The sequence below is a fragment of the Thioalkalivibrio sp. HL-Eb18 genome (assembly GCF_000364985.1).
Classification (GTDB): domain Bacteria; phylum Pseudomonadota; class Gammaproteobacteria; order Ectothiorhodospirales; family Ectothiorhodospiraceae; genus Thioalkalivibrio.
In genome coordinates, this window is the sequence record NZ_KB822976.1 from 1 (window position 1) to 17,400 (window position 17,400).

Sequence of the window (17,400 nt, forward strand, 5' to 3'; positions counted from 1 at the left end):
GGTCCACCTGGACGAGTTGCTGCAAGCCAACCAGGCATTGCTGACAGTCTATCTGTTACGCGACGAGCTCAAGCGGCTCTGGTTCCAGCGCCGTCCGGAACAGACCTGGCAGGCCTGGCGACACTGGGTACAACAGGCACAGGAGAGCGGCATCCATGCCCTGCAGCGCTTCGCGCGGTTGCTGGAGCCCTATCTCCCCGGCATCGTCTCGCGCTGCCGGCATCGGCTGAACACCAGCGTCGTCGAAGGCATCAACAACACCATCAAGGTCATCAAGCGCCGCGCCTACGGCTACCGCGACCAGGACTACTTCTTCCTCAAAATCCGCGCCGCATTCCCCGGTAATGCTCGATGAACCTTTTTTCTGCGCCCTGGGCTCTCGACTTTTTCAGATGATGCAAAAAAAACCCGATCCATGTGGTAGGGTTTGGACCCATTATCGGAATCCATTACCACGTCCGTGGGTTCTCCCGCCGGGGGAGGGGAGGCCAGGCAGGTCTTCTCAAGACGGGCAAGGACAGGGAATGACGGAGATTTGTGCGGTCCACGGGTATGCCGCGCTGTTCGAGCACGCGCCGGTGGGGCTGGCCGAGATGGACACGGAGGGGCGCATCCTGCGCGCCAATCCGCGCCTCGGGGAGATGCTGGCCTGCGACCCCGAGGACCTGGCGGGGGGATGGTTGCACGAACGCCTGTTTCCGGAGGATGTCGAGTCCTGCGAGGCGCGGCGCCATGAACTGCTCGATGGTGGTTGTCCCTACTGTCGGGTAGAGGTTCGCCTGGTGGACGCCACGGGTCTCACCCGCTGGATCGAGATCAGCATTAGCCGTATCCCCGCGACCTCCGACGGTCCCGAGGCCCTGCTGGCAGCCTTTGCCGACATTGAGGCGCGAAAGCAGACCGAGCGGCGCATGGACAGCCTGCTGCGGGCCAGCCCGGCGGTGATCTACACCATGGATCCTGACGATCTGGGCACCATGACCTGGCTCAGCCGTAACGCCGTTGCCGTGACCGGCTGGAGCCCGGAGCAGATCAGCTCCAGTCCCGACTGGCTGCCTCGCCACCTCGCGCGGGAGGACTACCGGCGCTGTGTCAGCCAGGTCCGGCGCTGGATGGCCGATGGGGCGCACGGGTTCTGCCGCCTGAACTATCGCCAGCAGATGCCCAATGGTCACTGGCAGTGGCTGGAGGACCAGATCACCGCCCTGCGGGACGAGGCGGGCAAGGTCGTCGAACTGGTCGGGGCTTTTCAGGATGTCGGTGCGCGCGTCGAGACCGAGCGCCATCTGGAAAAGATCGCCCACAACCTGCCCGGCGTGATCTATCAGTACCGCCAGCATCCCGACGGACGCGCCTGCTACCCCTACGCCAGCGAGGGCATGACCGAGATCTTCGGCATTGCCCCCGAGGAGGCGATGCGCGATGCCGAGGCCGTTTTTCGGGTGATCCATCCGGAGGATATCGACCGCATTCGCGCCAGCATCGAGGCCTCGATGCGGTCCCTCGAACCCTGGCTTCAGCGGTATCGTGTGCTGCATCCCCAGCGTGGCGAGATCTGGCTGGAGGGCCACGCCAGCCCGGAGTCCCTGGAGTGCGGCAGTGTGCTGTGGCACGGGGTGATCCTGGACATCACCGAGCGGGTGCGCGCCGAGCAGGCCCTGCACCGCAGCGAACGCGAGCTGGCACTGGCCCAGCGCATCGCGCATGTGGGCAACTGGGTCTCCGACTTCCAGCACAACGAGATTCGCTGGTCCGACGAGGTCTATCGTATCTTCGGGATGCAGCGGGGCCGCTGGCATGGCACGCACGGAGCCTTCATGCAGGCCGTTCATCCGGAGGATCGCGAACGTGTCCAGGCGGCAGTGGATCGCGCCCTGGCGGGTGTGGAGCCCTTCGACGTGACCCACCGCATCGTGCGTCCGGACGGGGTCGAGCGCGTGGTGCGCGAGCGCGGTTCCGTCGAGTTCGGCCCCTCGGGCACGCCCGAGCGCATGGTCGGCACGGTGCAGGACATTACCGAGCAGTACCACCTGGAACAGGAGCAGCGGCTGCTGGCCGCCACCTTCGAGGCCAGTCAGGCGATCTTCATCACCGATGTTGCGGGCACCATCCAGCGGGTGAACGCGACCTTCACGCAGTTGACCGGCTACACCGAGCAGGAGGCGGTGGGTGCGAATCCGCGCATCCTGAACTCCGGGTGCCAGGACCGCGGCTTCTACGAAGCGATGTTTCGCACGGTACGCGAGGACGGACACTGGGAGGGGGAGATCTGGAACCGCCGCAAGAATGGCGAGATCTTTCCGCTGCACGAGGTTGTTACCGCGATCCGGGATGGGCGGGGCGAGATCGAGTACTACATCGCGATGTTCCACGACATCACGCGACAGAAGGAACTCGAGGCCGCGCTGGAACACCAGGCCTTCTACGACCCGCTCACCGACGCCGCCAACCGCGGCTATTTCGAGACACTCCTGGAGCGGGAGGCCCGCCGCGTTCAGCGCTACGAGCACCCCTGTTCGTTACTCCTGCTGGACATCGATCACTTCAAGCGCATCAATGACACCTTCGGCCACGAGGTGGGCGACGATGTCCTGCGCCGTCTGGTGCAGGTGCTCGGCTCGCGCCTGCGCGAGACCGACGTCCTTGGCCGCTGGGGTGGAGAGGAGTTCGTCGTCCTGTTGCCGGGGGCCGATGCCCTCCGTGCCGAGCTTGTCGCCGAACAGCTGCGCGAACAGGTTGCGACCACACCGTTCCCGCGTGTCGGGCGCCTCACGATCAGCCTCGGGGTCGCGCCTTGTCGGGCCGGCGAGCCCGTCAAGGACTGGCTCAAGCGTGCCGACGATGCCATGTACGCGGCGAAGAGGGGCGGCCGCAACAAGGTCGTCCTGGCCCACGCGCACGCATAGGGCAACCCACGTCGGTGGTCACACCGACACCGTCGCACTCCGGACAACGGTTTCCCCGCACTATTCCCGTTCCGCGCCCAGGCAGTCGCTGAAGCCGTCGGCCATGTTCTGCATCAGCTCGAACCAGGCATCCGGGCCGGGTTCCAGTTCGGCGCCGACCGGATCCAGAATCCCAAGCCGGGTATCGGTGCCCTCGGCCACGGTTTCGGCCAGTGCCGGGCGAAACTGCGGCTCGGTGAACAGGCAGACCACGTCGCCATCGGCGACTCGCTCGCGCAGTTCGCTGATGCGGCGTGGTCCCGGGCTGCGCGAGGGGTCGATGCTGATCGAACCGGCGGCATTCAGGCCGTAGTGCTGCTCGAAATACTGGTAGGCGTCGTGGAAGACGATAAAGGCCTGGTCGCGCACCGGCTCGAGCTGTTCCGCCAGGCGTCCGTCCAGGTTGTCGATCCGTTCGAGCAGGGCCTCGCGGTTGGCCTCGACGGTGTCGGCGCGCTCCGGATCCCATTCCATCAGCTTGTCGGCGAGCTGTTCGGTGATCGCGCGCACCAACGCGGGCGAGAGCCAGATATGGGCATCGTAGTCACCGTGCTGGTGATCATGGTCGTGCCCGTGGGCCTCGTCGTGGTGGCCGTGGTCATGGTCGTGGTCGTTGTGGCCATGAACGTCTTCGGAGTGCCCATGGTCGTCGTCGCCGTGACCGTGATCATCGTCCCCGTGGTCATGGCGATGCTCCCAGACGCCCCCTTCGCGCGTGGGCTTCAGGTCCAGGTCGAGGTCGTCCATCAGGCTGATGATCTCGCGGTTCCCGGCACGGCGTAGCGGGCGTTCCAGGAACGTCTCGAGATCCGGTCCGACCCAGACGACCATGTCCGCGTTCTGCAGACGCCGGGCTTCAGACGGGCGCATGGAATAGCCATGGGGAGACGCGTTCGCGGGGACCAGCAGCTCGACCTCGTAGACGTCCTCGCCCAGGGCGGCGACGATGCTGTGAATCGGTAGAATGGTTGCGACGATGCGCGGCTTGTCCGCGGCGGCGGTGCTCGGGAGAGCAAGGGTCAGCAGGGCCAGCAGGCCAACCAGCAAGGCAAGCCCACGGGGGCGACGGATGCACAGGGGCATGGTGGATCTCCCGGGTAACGGAACGGACTGGATAAACGTTATAGTATATCAAAACGAACAAGGGAAGCCCTTCCGCCATGCGCGACCCCGACCATGACCACAGCCCGTTGCTGGATGCCCGAGATATCTCGCTGGAGCGCGGGGGCAAGCTGATCCTCGACCGCGTTTCGGTGCAGATCCCGCCGGCCGAGGTGGCCGTGGTCATCGGCCCCAATGGCGCCGGAAAGACGTCCCTGCTGCGCGTGTTGCTGGGCTTGTGGCAGCCAACGCGGGGCCGCGTGAAACGCCGCCGTGGACTGCGCATCGGGTACATGCCTCAACGCATTCAGATCGAGCCGGTGCTGCCGCTGTCAGTGCGGCGGTTCCTGACGCTGCGCCAGCGCGCGCCTCGAACGGAACTGCTGGCACATCTGGAGCGGGTAGGGGTGCCGCATCTGCTGGACAAGCCGGTACAGTCCCTGTCCGGGGGCGAGATGCAGCGGGTGCTGCTGGCGCGCGCCCTGCTCAATCGGCCGAACCTGTTGGTGCTGGACGAGCCCGCGCAGGGGGTGGATGTCGTCGGGCAGGGCGAGGTGTTTCGCCTGATCGACGACATCCGGTGCGAGACGGGCTGCGGGGTGCTGATGGTGTCGCACGATCTTCATCTGGTGATGGCGGGCGCCGACGCCGTGATCTGTCTGAACCAGCATGTCTGCTGTACCGGCCGGCCCGAGGAAGTCTCGCGTCACCCGGAGTACCAGCGGCTGTTCCCCACCGCCGATGTGCAGGGGATCGGTATCTACACGCATGACCACAACCACGTCCACGATCTGCACGGCGAGGTGCACGATCTGGACCATGACGGAACGGGTGGCTCGCACGGCTGTGGACACGCCCACCATCACGGACCGGGAACGCCGAAACGATGATTGAAACCTGGCTGGACGACTTCCTGTTCCGCGCGGTGCTCGCGGGGCTGATGGTGGCGGCCGTGGCCGGGCCGCTGGGTGCCTTCGTGGTCTGGCGGCGCATGGCCTATTTCGGCGATACGATCTCGCACTCCGCCCTGCTGGGTGTGGCGCTCGGGTTCCTGCTGGGGGCCAACCTCAACCTGATGGTGACGCTGGTCTGCGTGGCCATCGCGGTGCTGCTGGTGATCCTCCAGCGGCGTCAGGAACTGGCCTCGGATACGCTGCTGGGGATTCTGGCGCACAGCGCGCTGTCGCTGGGGATCGTGGCGGTCACCTTCATCGAGGGCCTGCGGGTGGACCTGATGGCCTACCTGTTCGGCGACATCCTGGCCGTGGGGACAAACGACCTGCTGGCGATCGCCATCGGCGGCGGCATTGCACTGTTGCTGCTGGTGCTGCTCTGGCGGCCGCTGCTGGCGCTGACCGTGCACGAGGAGCTGGCGCGGGTCGAGGGCGTACCGGTGCTGGCCGTGCGCCTGGGACTGATGCTGCTGATCGCGCTGGTGATCGCGGCGGCGATGCAGGTGGTGGGTGTATTGCTGATCACGGCGTTGATGATCATCCCGGCCGCCAGTGCCCGGCGCTTCGCCGCGACGCCCGAACAGATGGCGCTACTGGCAGGCGTAATCGGAATGCTGGCGGTGCTCGCGGGGATCTGGGGCTCGTTTGTCTACGATACCCCGACCGGCCCGACCATCGTCGTGGCCGCCATGCTCGGGTTTATCCTGATCCACCTGCTGCCGGTGCGGCTGCTCCCGTACTCCGGGGGGCGCTGATTGCTGCAAGCCGTGCTGGCGGATGGCCTGTTGCCATCCCCCGTCGTCAATCGCGAATGTAGTCCAGCGGCAGCGAGGTGCGGTCCACCACTCGGCGCAGCACAAAGCTCGAGTGCACCGAGTCCACTCCCTCCAGCCGCGTGACGCGGCGCAGCAGGAAGTCCTGGTAGGCGTCCATGTCCGGCACCACCACCTGCAGCATGTAGTCCGCGGATTGCCCGGTGATCAGATACAGGTGCTGCACCTCGGGGTAGCGGGCGATCGCCTCCTCGAAGCGGGCGAAGCGCTCCGGGGTGTGGCGGTCCATGCCGATGTGGATCAGCGCGGTCAGTTCCAGGCCCAGGGCGCGCCGGTCGAGCAGAGCCACACGCCGGATCAGGATACCGGCCTGTTCCAGTGCCCGGACCCGCCGCAGGCAGGGCGAGGGGCTCAGCCCCACGCGATCGGCGAGCGCCTGGTTCGACAGGCTGGCGTCTTCCTGCAGGATCTCCAGGATGTGACGGTCAAAGCGGTCGAGCTTGTGGGGTTGTGGTTCCATGGTGAAATATTGCGCTATATAGGCTATTCAAAGCAATAAAGTGCCCCCAAAGGCCGGAGCTAAACGAAAAAAGCAAGGTTCTGTCCGCATAAATTCGTTAGGATAATGTGCAAGTGGACGAATCGCCGCGAATGAATACCGCGGCCCCAGGAGAGAATCAGGATGGCCTTCGATCACAGCAAATATGCCCCGTTCCCGCCGATCGACAAGGCGGATCGCCGCTGGCCGGCTCGGCGCACCACAGTGGCCCCGCGCTTCTGCGCGGTGGATCTGCGTGACGGCAACCAGGCACTGGTGCACCCGATGAGCGTGGAGCAGAAGATGCGCTTCTTCGAGGTGCTGGTGGACATCGGCCTGACCGAGATCGAGATCGGTTTTCCCTCCGCCTCGCAGATCGACTACGACTTCACCCGCCGTCTGATCGAGGAGGACCGTATCCCCGAGGGCGTGTATATCCAGGTGCTGACCCAGGCGCGCGAGGACCTGATCCAGAAGACCTTCGCGGCGCTGGAAGGCGCCCCGCGCGCGGTGGTGCACGTGTACAACTCCACCAACCCGGCGCAGCGCGAGCAGGTCTTCCGCATGGACCGCGACGGCATCCGCGGCATCGCCGAGAACGGCGCGCGCTGGGTGCGCGACTACGCGGCGAAGTACCCGAAGACCGACTGGATCTTCCAGTACTCGCCGGAGAGCTTCTCCACCACCGAGCTGGACTACGCAGTCGAGGTCGTGGATGCGGTGAACGCAATCTGGCGCCCGGACCAGGGCCAGAAGGTGGTGATCAACCTGCCGGCCACGGTCGAGTCGGCCACGCCGAACGTGTTCGCCGACCAGGTCGAGTGGTTCTGCGACCATGTGCAGTACCGCGAGCATTTCTGCGTGTCGCTGCATACGCACAACGACCGGGGCACGGGCGTGGCGGCGGCCGAGCTGGGGCTGCTGGCCGGGGCCGACCGTCTGGAGGGCACGCTGTTCGGCAACGGCGAGCGCACCGGCAACATGGACCTGGTCACCGTCGGCATGAACCTGTACTCGCAGGGGATCGACCCGACCATCGACCTGTCCGACATGGAACGGCTGATGGACGTGTACAAGGAGTGCACCGACATGCCCATCCACCCGCGCCACCCGTGGGCCGGCGAGCTGGTCTACACCGCGTTCTCCGGCAGCCACCAGGATGCAATCCGCAAGGGCCTGGCGCACTACAAGGAGCAGGGCGGCCACTGGAATGTGCCCTATCTGCCGATCGACCCGAGCGATCTGGGCCGGCGCTACGAAGAGGTCGTGCGCATCAACAGCCAGTCCGGCAAGGGCGGGGTGTCCCATGTGCTGGAGCGCGACTACGGCATCGAGCTGCCGCGCTGGCTGGCGATCGAGTTCGCCCGCATCGTGCAGAGGGATGCCGAGAGCTCGCAGGTCGAGGTCTCCTCGCAGCGCATCCACCAGCTGTTCGAGCAGCACTACCTGACGCCGGTCGCTGGCTGGGATCTGGTGCGCTACGAGATCGAGAAGGACGGCCCGGTCGTGCGGCTGGACGCGACCATGGGCCCGCCGGGGCGCGAGTCGCGCTTGCAGGGCGAGGGCCATGGTGCCGTCGAGGCCCTGACCGCCGCGATGAAGGCCGACCGGGGGGTCGAGGTCAAGGTGAACCACTTTGACGAACATGCGATGGAGGCGGGCACCGAGGCGCGCGCCATGGCCGCGGTGGACGTACAGGTCGACGGCGAGCGTTCCGTCGGCGTCGCCCTGGGCGAGGACACGACCGCCGCCACGCTGCAGGCCGTGCTCAACGCCACCGGCCGCCGCCTGGGCCAACCCGCCGCCACCGAGCAGGTCGCCGCCAACGCCTGATTCAGCGGCCCCTGCGCGCTCGAAGGCGCGCAGGGTGCGTTGAGCCGCGCGAAACGCACCGGTCGCAGGCAGCGACGCGGCATTGATGCAATTCGCTGCGCTCATTGCATCCTACGGAACTAGGCAGCCAGGTAGGGTGCGTTGAGTCCTGCGAAACGCACCGGCCGTCGGGGGATCCCCCGGCGCTGATGCAAGTCGCTGTGCTCATTGCGTCCCACGGGCCTACGGGTAATGCCGGGCGGCTATCGGTGTGTAGGAGCCTGCTTGCAGGCGAAGCCCCGGCCCGCGTCGGAGAGCCTCAGCCTGGCCTCCGTCCCGGAGCCTGTTACTTCACCCGTTTCTCCAGCATGCTCTGCATGCGGATGAGGCGTTCCTGGAGCTTGACCGTTTCCTGCTGCAGCTCGTGGATCTCCGAGTGCAGCGCCTTGTTCTCCTCGTGCACGCTGTCGTGGATCATCTGCTGCTCGATCTCGATCGCGCGATCATGCATGCGCTGCATCGCGTCCACGATGATCGCGATGAACAGGTTCAGCACGGTAAACGTGGCGATCAGGATGAACGGCACGAAGAAGGCCCAGGCCCAGGGGTAGACCTCCATCACCGGGCGGGCGATATCTTCGGACCAGCCCTCCAGCGTCATGACCTGGAACAGGCTGTACATCGTGGCGCCGAGTGTCCCGAACTTCTGAGGGAAGGACTCGCTGAAAAGGCCTGTGGCGATGATCGCGAATACATAGAAGATCAGCACCAGCAACCCCAGGATGGAGATAATCCCGGGGATGGCCCGCAACAGGGCCTCCACGATAAAGCGCAGCTTCGGCACCATCGATACCAGGCGCAACAGACGCAGCACGCGCAGCACCGAGAACGGTCCGGAGGCCGGGATCAGTGCGATCCCCACCACGAAGAAGTCGAACACATTCCAGGGGTTGCGCCAGAAACTCAGGCGATAGACAAACAGCTTCGCCAACACCTCGGCCGTAAAGATCGACAGGATGATCGTGTCTGCCGCGAGGATCACGGGGCCCATCCAGGCCATGACCGTGTCGGACGTCTCCAGCCCCAGGGTCAGGGCATTCAGCAGGATCAGCGCGATGATCGCGCGCTGGGTCAGGCGCGCCTCGATGAACTGGCCGAGACGGCCGCGCAGCGTGGTGGGCTCGCTCATGGTGCTTGGGTGCCTGGTGTCGATTGCGAATGGAACATCCCGGAACGATTCGCGGATCACGGCCCGCAACGCCGTCTATGGGAAGCCGCAAGAGAGTAGGCGAAAGCCGAATCAGCGGCAATTCCCCCGAGACGCCGCAGCCAGACAACGAGCGAAAAACGCTCGATGTTGCGACGAGACAGGCATGAGATATATCGCGGGCCGCATACGCATAATCGCGAAACAAAACAATCGTTACTCTCTTGGAGAAAGTACCGTTCAGTGGCCGTATGCCGCCGTTTGGCGAAAAACCCGAACTGAGTCTAGAAATCAGTAATCGATGTGCTACTTTTTACCGCGAAGGCAGGGACGCCTTCACTAGAGCCGCCCAGGAACGGAAGCCGGGGGGGCTCTTTCTTTTGTACCTCCCCGTATTCAAGCCTCTCCCCCGTGACCAGCCGGCACCCCCGCAGGGTGCGAAGAAACACGCGAATCGCACCGAAATGGGCCAATGTCCCGTGGTTTCGTGATCTGCGCGTTCGCGCATCAAGCGGCGTGGCGCACGAACAGCGACCGAGCCATGGACATGCCCCTTGGATAGCGGCGCTGCGGCCGCGCGGCCAGGTCCACCAACTGCTCGGGTGTGTCCACACAAAGTGGGTGTCCTGTACCCCTCCCCGCAACAAATAACCCCGGCACGAGGCCGGGGTTCGGGGAAGGACAATCAATCTGTCCCCTTTAACTTTCGGAATGGAAGGCTGCACGGGTTCCCGTTACAACAGCGTCGCATTCACGCCCATGGGTTCTGCAGCGGCCATGAGCGTCTTGTCGAGAGAGCAAAGTTCCACGCCGTGGTTGTACGCAATGGCCAGGTGAAGGGCGTCGCCAGCGCGTAACCTGGAGGCATGATCGTCGGCGAAGTGGGCAGCGGTGTGGTAATCGATGGATGAGACCGGCAGCGTCGAGAGTGACGATTCCCGCAATGCCGCGAATGCGCCAAGCACGGTTGCCCGTTCCCGGGGTGTCAGGATCTCCATTCGAACCTTCATGGACAAGGCCGCGGAGAACTCCGTAAGCACCCAGTCACTTATGCATAGCGAATCGGCGCTCTGTGCCGCCAGCCACTTCTGCATATCCTCGGTTCGGGGCTCGCGAGTGAGGGCCGCCACCAGAATGCTGGTATCCAGATAGCGCATCAGTAGCGAGCATCATCGCGGATACGACGGATGAAGCTCTCATCGACACTGTTGCTCTGGGTATCCGTGACTGCACGGAGCGCATTCGCATCGATCGGCTTCCTGGGTGCGGTGGCGCTGGAAAGGCGCACGACCGCCTTGCCTCGCTTGGTGATGAGGATGGATTCACCTGCAGCAGCACGTTCAGCCAGTTCGCTCAGGTGGGCTTTGGCGTTCGCCAGACTAATCGTCGGCTCGGACATTTCGCACTCTCCTGACCATATAGATGGTCATATCATACCTCGGCGCTAGCCGTCGCGGAAATGCGTTGGCTCGTGACATCAAAGTGGGTGTCCCTGAGCGAGACGTCCAACAGGTTTCCCACAGGTCAGAGGAAAGTGGGTGTCCCACAGGTCCCACAGGTCTAATACATTGAGTTGATCGACCCAGCGGCGAACGGCCGTCTCACCTAGATCCTGATCCCGGCATACGACCGAGACCTCCAGACCGTCATCGACCACCATCCGGGCTACGCGCTCCTTGTGTTCGCTTGAAAAACGTCGGCGCTTGCGTGCCATGGTTGTTCTCCTCGTCCAGGGGGTGTCGTCCCACCGAACGAGGCGTCCACGGAAATTAGACCAGCTCAGTGGGTGTCCCACAGACGGTGAGGCGTCCCCACAGACGGTGCTGGAAAGTGGGTGTCCCAGGGTATGTCAGGAGGATCAAATCTATCGACTGTTCGAGTTCGGGGTGTGATCCTTGAGCCAGTCCTTCAAGGCTGCGTCCATTCGTGTCTGCCAGCCCTTCCCGGTTGCCCGAAATGCCTCCACGACGTCTGGCGATAGCCGAATCGTAATCCGTTCCTTGGTTACCGCCAGCGGAGGGCGACCCACGCGCCGCAGCGCTTTTGCTGCGTTCTCGGAGGGCTCGTGGGTCTCAGGGTCCGCATGGATCCCGGCCTGGATTGCTGCTTCCTCGTCGGCCTCATTCAATACGACGCGCCGACCGTTACGTAGCGTTAGTGATTTCGACATAGCGCGCAATCTCCCGGTTGTTGGCTTTGCGCAGGCTGATAATGCGGCGAACGGATGATCGATCGGTATAGACGACGCAATACAAGCGATCGCCCATCAGCGCGTATCCGAGCATTCGGCATTCGCCGTAGCTTTTCCGTCGGTCTTCCATGGCCAGGAGCGTATCCCATTCCAGCCATAGGGCATCGCCGAGTGAGACCCCGTGTTTCGCCAGGTTCGCAGCGTCCTTGTCTGCGTCAAACTCGATCTCCATCGAATTATTGTATGCACAGGAACTGGCGTGCGCAATTGGCAGGGTCGGAACCCCTCGGAGGGCCCGAGAATGGCCGTCGTCTGGCGGCCCATGTGACGCGTTGGGTGGGGTACTTGGTGGATCCTGGCCGATTTGGGGAGTGGGGGCGGGATGTGGATGAACAGCCTGTGGCTGGCTGCGTCGACGAATCGGCCTTATGGCAACAAAAAAACCCGGCACGAGGCCGGGGTTCGAGGAGGGGAAATAAATCTGTCCCCTGTTTGCAGATCCCACAGAAAAGTGGGTGTCCCACAGGTTCTTCGGCTTATGCCTGGCGAATCGCTCAGGCGGACCGCGCTCGTACCATTCGTTGAGCCGAATGCGAGCTGCGTGAGCGGCCGGATGGACGGATCAAGGTTTCGCCATCGACCTCCAGCGGCTCAAGTCGCGGCGGTGATGGAAGTGGGTACCCCGCAATATGGGAAGGTGCGCATGACGGCCTGCGGACTGGCGGGCCTGGGTGAGCCGCAAGACCGGGCCCGCGGCAACAAACACCAATGCACGTGTGTGCCATGCCCAGTGACAAAAAAACGCCCCGCCTCTGGGGGAGATGCGGGGCGCGGAGCACACAGGGGGGAGGTGCTCGCGGCTTAAGGTATGCAGTATCCCCGACCCCGGCAAGCGAAGTCAGTCACAAACCCGAATGCCTGGCCCGAAACCTGCGTTGGAGTGTGAGGTGCGGCGCCAAAGCGGCGGGGCGGGCGAACAGCGCCCGAGCCATGGACATCCCGCGCAGGTAGCGGCACTGTCTGCGCGCGGCCAAATCCACCAACTGCTCTGGTGCGCCAATCGCCGATCCGAACGCGCGCAATAGACTGCTGGATTGCTGGATAAAAGTCTCGGCATCCATGCTCAAGCGGTCTAGCAGGCGAGGACGGTGCGCCGGAATCCATCCCCGTTTCGTGGGGTGGACGCAACGCCCCAGCGTATCGGTCAGCTCCAGGTAATCCTCGAATGCGAACGGAATAGCCGGTTCGAACTGCCCGGTTGCATCAAACGGCATCAGGGGCGCCTGGGGAAGCGATCGAAGCTCATTCTCCGGGCGCAAGGCATCTGGTGGACCGCATGGCTGGGGCCCATTTGGAGTCGCAACTGCCCCGGTCTGTGCGTCTGCCTCGGTCCCCTCCTGGCGGAGACGCCGTTGCAGTGACGTGTGGTCACTCTCGTCCAGCGTCTCGGCCATCCCGGCCCGGATCGGGTTCAGGTCCGCGTAGCTCATGGCCGTCAGCACGGCGGCATCATCCAGCAGCGCCTGACTCTTGAAGCGGCCCTCCCAGAATCGTCCCTTGATGCCTTCCTCCTCGTTGGCCTGTCGGGCAATGGACTCGTTCAACACGCGCATGAACCACGACAGATCGGCCAGTCGGGCCCGATAGGTTTGGGCGTATTCCTCGACCCGCCGAACCTGTGCGGCGCACATCGCCTTCCGCCGAGGCGACAGGTACTGTCTAACCAACTCGGGGCCAGAGAACAGGCGCGTCCAGCGACGCAGGACGGACTCGGTATCCAGCGCGGCCGCCCGCTCGGGGTCCAGTCGAACTACAACGTGATAGTGATTGCTCATCACCGCATAGGCTGCGACATCAATGGTGAAGATCGCCGCCAGCTCCAGGATCCGCGTCTCGATCCATTCGCGGCGATGCTCGAAGTTGTGTCCGGATACGCGATCCTCGCCGCAGAGAAAGGCGCGCCGAACGCAGCGGGAGACGACGTGGTACCAGGGCGTGTCCTTGATAGACACGAGGGACGAGCGGGGTTGGGTCATCGTGGACTCCTTCCATGGAATCAGATGGTTCAGAAGCTAGATGCGATTAGCCGCGATCGCAAGGTCTTTTCTTCACAAAGTGGGTGTCCTGCAGATCTTCCGTCGAAAATGACCGCCTATACGGCAAAAACGACCGTTCGCCCGCATTCTCGGTGTGTAACTGGAAATCCGTACTGCTCCTGCTAGATTGTGCCCCGGGGCAGGGAAGCCCCAAAAGGGTCGTCCAGGAAGGGAATCCGCGGGCGGCCCTTTTTCATTCCCTTCCCTGGCAACCGTTCGCCACCACCCGAGGCGCTGCACCACTGTGCAGTGGCAGTCTCGGTGGTCCGCGAACGTTTGCCCCCGATCATTATGTGAAGGGGACGTGGCGTACCCACTGGTAGCAGGAAAGTGGGTGTCCCAAGACTGCGGGTGTCCCAAGACTGTCCGGCGTACCCACTGGTAGCAGGAAAGTGGGTGTCCCAAGACTGTCCGGTGTCCTGGAGGGCCGCTGGAGGGCCGTCCTCAAAATCCGCGCCGCGTTCCCCGGTAATGCTCGATGAACCAAAAGAAAGCCCCGGCACGATGGCCGGGGCTTCAGTGCTAAGTGGGTGTCCTTACCCTTTGGTGTCCTCACCATTCTACTACTCTCGGCATCCACCCGGAAGATGATTGGCCTTCATGTCGTCATGGTTGGTGCAGGTCCAGCCATTAATCCCGGAGGCATCGGCGAAGCTAGAAGCTGGGTCTCCACTGGCATCTTCACCTGCGAGGAGGGCGTTCAGTCGCATACTGCCAGTGAGGGAGGAGTTGCCTGAGTCCCAGCTTATCTCAATGTAGTCGTTGTCGGTGTCAACCGAGACGGAGTCGATATAGCGCGCGGTGTCGAAGTCATAATCGTCGTCGTCGAAATTGCCAAGCGCTCCCGTCGTAACGGCTTCCGCAAGGTCAGTACGCATTCCGGCAGTAGCAGAGAGACCTTCGGCGGCCTGAGCTCGCGCCGTGTAGTCCTGATAAGCCGGCAACGCAATCGCCGCCAGAATCCCGATGATCGCCACCACGATCATCAGCTCGATAAGCGTAAAGCCCTGCTGGGCGGTTTTCTTCTGCATGTTCGTACTCCCTTGGTGTGATGAAAGCTGGGCCTTGGGCCCGGCCGCCCCGTGGGCAGCTGTCTGGGTAGAAGCAATGGGTGTGCCAGGAGCGGGCAAATCCGGATAAGCGGCGCTGTGTGGCCATTCGGTTTGGGGTTTGGGTCACGACATACGGCGGTTCAGATGTGTCACGTGACAAAAATGGTCACCCCAAGTGACGCGGGTGGTCAGTTTCTTTGGGGGTTTTGTCACTGGAGGGGACCCCGGCTCTTCGCAGCGCGGTGGCCGGTGGGCCGGGGGTGCGACGGGGTGGATTACGCGCTGGCGGGGGCTTCGCCGCCAAGGCGGCTCCTACAGGGTGGGCAAGGGTCTGCCCGACAAGTGGATTTGGTGCGGGTGCGGTTCAGCGCTGGGTGAGGAGATCGGCGGGGCGGAGGATGCGGATGCCGTGGAAGGGATCGAGGTCGAGCAGGTCGGCGTCTCCGGTGACGATGGCATGGGCCTCGCCGTGGACGGCGACTTCGAGGAACTTGTCGTCTTTCGGATCGCGACAGGCCGTGATCGGGGTGGTGATCGTAACGAACCGTGCAATGCCACCCAGCAGGCGGATGAACTGCTGGCGCTCCGCTTGACTGATGTAGGGATCGAACTTGGGGCGCGAGAGAACCTGGACGAGCTCGTCGAGGGTGGCCTCCGAGACCAGGAGGATGCCCCGGTCGAGAGCGTGGTCAACGGCCCGCGCCGCGGGGCCGGATGGAACCAGGAGGCGACTGACGAGCAGGTTGGTGTCCAGTACCCATCGGCCCTGCCGCTTGGACTCAGTCATCCGCGAGCAGTTGGTCGAGCTTTTCCTGGGTCAGGCCGGCTGCTTCGGCCTTGCCGCCGATCTGGTCGCAGAACCGGCGGAACTCATTCACGTTCAGGTGGACCAGGCGCTCGTATTCTTCGGGCGAAAGGACCACGGCCACATCGCGTTTCTGGCGCTGGATGATGACGGGCTCCTTGCGCGCGGATTCGATGACGGCTGCCAGGCCCTGCTTGGCTTCGCTTGCACTGACGGTACGCATGTCGGTTTCCTTATGTCTATTAGGTACAGATTGTACAAAATAGGTAGGGGTGGCGCTATCGCCGGTGGTATCGGGTTCGTTGGTTCGTGGATTGGGCCGCTGATCATCGAGTTGGGTCCGTTGCCGAATTCTTCATGGTTTCGGGCGCCCCGTGGTAACCCTCCAGGTTCCGGTCTGCTTCGTTCATCGGGGTAGATCCCGGCTCTTCGCTTCGCTGGGGCCGGGATGACGGGGTCTGTTGGCCGGGTGATGTGGGGGCAAGGTTCGCGGCGTTTTCTGGATTCGGCTTTGGCAGGGGCTTCGCGTGCGAGCACGCTCCTACAGGGAGGGTGGGGGTGGGATCAGAGGCCGAGGACGGCGACGGCGACGGCGAAGTAGATCATGATGCCGACGACGTCGACGACGGAGGTGATCAGCGGGGCGCTGGCCACGGCCGGGTCGACGCCGAAGCGCGTCAAGGCGAACGGCAGGAGTATGCCGAACATCGAGCCGAAGATGATGACGAAGAACATGCCCAGCGCGATGGCGTTGGCGACCTCGAGGTTGCCGAGCCAGTTGCCGGAGACCCAGATGGCGGCGGCCAGGGTGATGCCGAGGGCGCTGGAGACGATGATTTCCTTGCCGCCCAGGCGCCACCAGTCGCGCGGGGTGATGTCGTTGGTGGCGAGTGAACGCACCACCAGGGTTGACGCCTGCGCGCCGGCGTTGCCGCCGGAGGCGATCACCATGGGCAGGAAGAAGATCAGTGCGACGACGGTCTCGATCGCGGCCTCGAAGTGGGCGATGGCCAGGCCGGAGAAGATGTTGACGGCGACCAGGATCACCAGCCAGCCGATGCGCTTGCGATAGAGCAGGCCGAGGCTGGCATCGCGCAGCGAGAGCATGATGTCGCCGACCGCCGCCATGCGATGGAAGTCCTCGGTGGTCTCCGCGCGCAGTACGTCCATCACGTCGTCGACGGTGATGATGCCGAGCATCTGGCCCTGGTCGTCGACCACGGGCAGCACGTCCAGGTCGTAGTGGCTGATGCGGTGGGCCGCCTCCTCGCGGTCTTCCTCGGCGGCGATGCTGACCACGTCGGTGTGCATGCGCTCGCGCACGCTGGTGGTGGGGCGCGACAGCAGCAGCTCCTTCAGCCGTACCCAGCCGAGCAGTTCGCCATTGGGCGTGACCACGAAGATGGTGTTGACGTTCTCGGCCAGCTCGTGGTGCTCGCGCAGGTGGTCCATGGCCTCGGCCACGGACCAGTCCGGCTGCACGGTGGCGTATTCGGGCGTCATCAGGCGCCCGGCGCTTTCCTCCGGGTAGCCGAGCAGGGTCTCCAGGGCCTCCTGGTCGTCGTCCGGCAGCGCCTCCAGCAGGGATTCGGCGTGGTCGTCCTCAAGCCCTTCGATGACCGAGGCGGCGTCGTCATAGGACAGGGCGGACATCAGCCGGCTTGCCTGGTCCTCGTCCAGTGCGTGCAGCACGCGTGTCTGGTGATCCGGCTCGAGGTGGGCGTAGATATCCGCGGTGCAGGCGACGTCCAGGCGGCGGAAGAACGCCTCCATCTGCTCCGACGGCAGGGCCTCCAGGGCATCCGAAAGGTCGGGCGCGGCATGCTCGGCGCACAGGGCCTGAAGGGCCGCGTCCGTTTCCTGTTCCAGGGCTGCCTGGACGGCCTCAGGCAGGGTTTCGATGTCGACTTCGCTCGGGCTCATCGGT

18 protein-coding genes are annotated in these 17,400 nt (G+C 64.1%); 5 read left to right on the top strand and 13 right to left on the bottom strand.

Annotation, left to right across the window (positions count from 1 at the left end; translation table 11 throughout):
- Both F813_RS0111670 and F813_RS0111675 read left to right on the top strand, forming a co-directional pair.
- Positions 1-355: ISL3 family transposase (locus tag F813_RS0111670; RefSeq protein ID WP_017926709.1), on the top strand; the 355-nt coding region annotated here is incomplete at its 5' end.
- Positions 356-524: 169 nt separating this feature from the next.
- Positions 525-2,906: a PAS domain S-box protein gene (locus tag F813_RS0111675; RefSeq protein ID WP_017926710.1), complete on the top strand. Its 2,382-nt coding sequence runs from the start codon at positions 525-527 to the stop codon at positions 2,904-2,906.
- A 60-nt stretch (positions 2,907-2,966) separates the two neighbouring features.
- Here F813_RS0111675 and znuA read toward each other — a convergent pair whose 3' ends face one another.
- Complete coding sequence (znuA, locus tag F813_RS0111680; RefSeq protein ID WP_017926711.1) at positions 2,967-4,028, bottom strand: zinc ABC transporter substrate-binding protein ZnuA; 1,062 nt, start codon at positions 4,026-4,028, stop codon at positions 2,967-2,969.
- A 77-nt stretch (positions 4,029-4,105) separates the two neighbouring features.
- Between znuA and znuC the strand changes: the two genes are divergently transcribed.
- Together znuC and znuB are read left to right on the top strand one after the other, a co-directional pair.
- Positions 4,106-4,936 carry a zinc ABC transporter ATP-binding protein ZnuC gene (gene znuC, locus F813_RS0111685; RefSeq protein ID WP_017926712.1) on the top strand — a complete coding sequence of 277 codons (831 nt, stop codon included), beginning with the start codon at positions 4,106-4,108 and terminating at the stop codon, positions 4,934-4,936.
- Complete coding sequence (znuB, locus tag F813_RS0111690; RefSeq protein WP_017926713.1) at positions 4,933-5,754, top strand: zinc ABC transporter permease subunit ZnuB; 822 nt, start codon at positions 4,933-4,935, stop codon at positions 5,752-5,754. The genes znuC and znuB overlap by 4 nt, the downstream gene beginning before the upstream one ends.
- A 46-nt stretch (positions 5,755-5,800) precedes the next feature.
- On the opposite strand, the gene F813_RS0111695 is transcribed toward znuB, so the two are convergent.
- Positions 5,801-6,292: an Lrp/AsnC family transcriptional regulator gene (locus tag F813_RS0111695; RefSeq protein WP_017926714.1), complete on the bottom strand. Its 492-nt coding sequence runs from the start codon at positions 6,290-6,292 to the stop codon at positions 5,801-5,803.
- Positions 6,293-6,454: 162 nt separating this feature from the next.
- Here F813_RS0111695 and F813_RS0111700 point away from each other — a divergent pair, with 162 nt between their 5' ends.
- Positions 6,455-8,143: a 2-isopropylmalate synthase gene (locus F813_RS0111700; protein WP_017926715.1), complete on the top strand. Its 1,689-nt coding sequence runs from the start codon at positions 6,455-6,457 to the stop codon at positions 8,141-8,143.
- A gap of 325 nt (positions 8,144-8,468) precedes the next feature.
- On the opposite strand, the gene F813_RS0111705 is transcribed toward F813_RS0111700, so the two are convergent.
- The 11 genes from F813_RS0111705 to mgtE form a co-directional block, all read right to left on the bottom strand.
- Positions 8,469-9,311, bottom strand: coding sequence for an ion transporter (locus tag F813_RS0111705; RefSeq protein WP_012983075.1), 843 nt, complete (start codon positions 9,309-9,311; stop codon positions 8,469-8,471).
- A gap of 752 nt (positions 9,312-10,063) precedes the next feature.
- Positions 10,064-10,486, bottom strand: a complete 423-nt coding sequence (locus F813_RS0111710) for a type II toxin-antitoxin system VapC family toxin (RefSeq protein ID WP_017926716.1) — start codon at positions 10,484-10,486, stop codon at positions 10,064-10,066.
- On the bottom strand, positions 10,486-10,728 hold the full coding sequence (locus tag F813_RS0111715; RefSeq protein ID WP_012983068.1) for a type II toxin-antitoxin system Phd/YefM family antitoxin: 243 nt from the start codon (positions 10,726-10,728) through the stop codon (positions 10,486-10,488). Before F813_RS0111715 ends, F813_RS0111710 begins: the two co-directional genes overlap by 1 nt.
- Positions 10,729-10,806: 78 nt before the next feature.
- On the bottom strand, positions 10,807-11,043 hold the full coding sequence (locus tag F813_RS14315) for a transposase (RefSeq protein ID WP_155995132.1): 237 nt from the start codon (positions 11,041-11,043) through the stop codon (positions 10,807-10,809).
- Between the two features lie 150 nt (positions 11,044-11,193).
- Positions 11,194-11,499 (bottom strand): BrnA antitoxin family protein, encoded by a 306-nt coding sequence (locus tag F813_RS14180; RefSeq protein ID WP_012983072.1) that lies wholly within the window; start codon positions 11,497-11,499, stop codon positions 11,194-11,196.
- Positions 11,474-11,752, bottom strand: a complete 279-nt coding sequence (locus F813_RS0111720; RefSeq protein ID WP_012983071.1) for a BrnT family toxin — start codon at positions 11,750-11,752, stop codon at positions 11,474-11,476. Before F813_RS0111720 ends, F813_RS14180 begins: the two co-directional genes overlap by 26 nt.
- A 670-nt stretch (positions 11,753-12,422) precedes the next feature.
- On the bottom strand, positions 12,423-13,556 hold the full coding sequence (locus tag F813_RS0111725) for a transposase (RefSeq protein ID WP_012983070.1): 1,134 nt from the start codon (positions 13,554-13,556) through the stop codon (positions 12,423-12,425).
- A gap of 623 nt (positions 13,557-14,179) precedes the next feature.
- Positions 14,180-14,647: a pilin gene (locus tag F813_RS0111730; RefSeq protein ID WP_017926717.1), complete on the bottom strand. Its 468-nt coding sequence runs from the start codon at positions 14,645-14,647 to the stop codon at positions 14,180-14,182.
- Positions 14,648-15,032: 385 nt separating this feature from the next.
- A complete protein-coding gene (locus F813_RS0111735) occupies positions 15,033-15,455 on the bottom strand; it encodes a putative toxin-antitoxin system toxin component, PIN family (RefSeq protein ID WP_017926718.1) in 423 nt (140 codons plus the stop codon).
- Positions 15,448-15,696, bottom strand: coding sequence for a type II toxin-antitoxin system Phd/YefM family antitoxin (locus tag F813_RS0111740; RefSeq protein ID WP_017926719.1), 249 nt, complete (start codon positions 15,694-15,696; stop codon positions 15,448-15,450). The genes F813_RS0111735 and F813_RS0111740 overlap by 8 nt, the downstream gene beginning before the upstream one ends.
- Before the next feature lie 341 nt (positions 15,697-16,037).
- Complete coding sequence (gene mgtE / locus F813_RS0111745; protein ID WP_017926720.1) at positions 16,038-17,396, bottom strand: magnesium transporter; 1,359 nt, start codon at positions 17,394-17,396, stop codon at positions 16,038-16,040.
- Between the last annotated feature and the right edge of the window lie 4 nt (positions 17,397-17,400).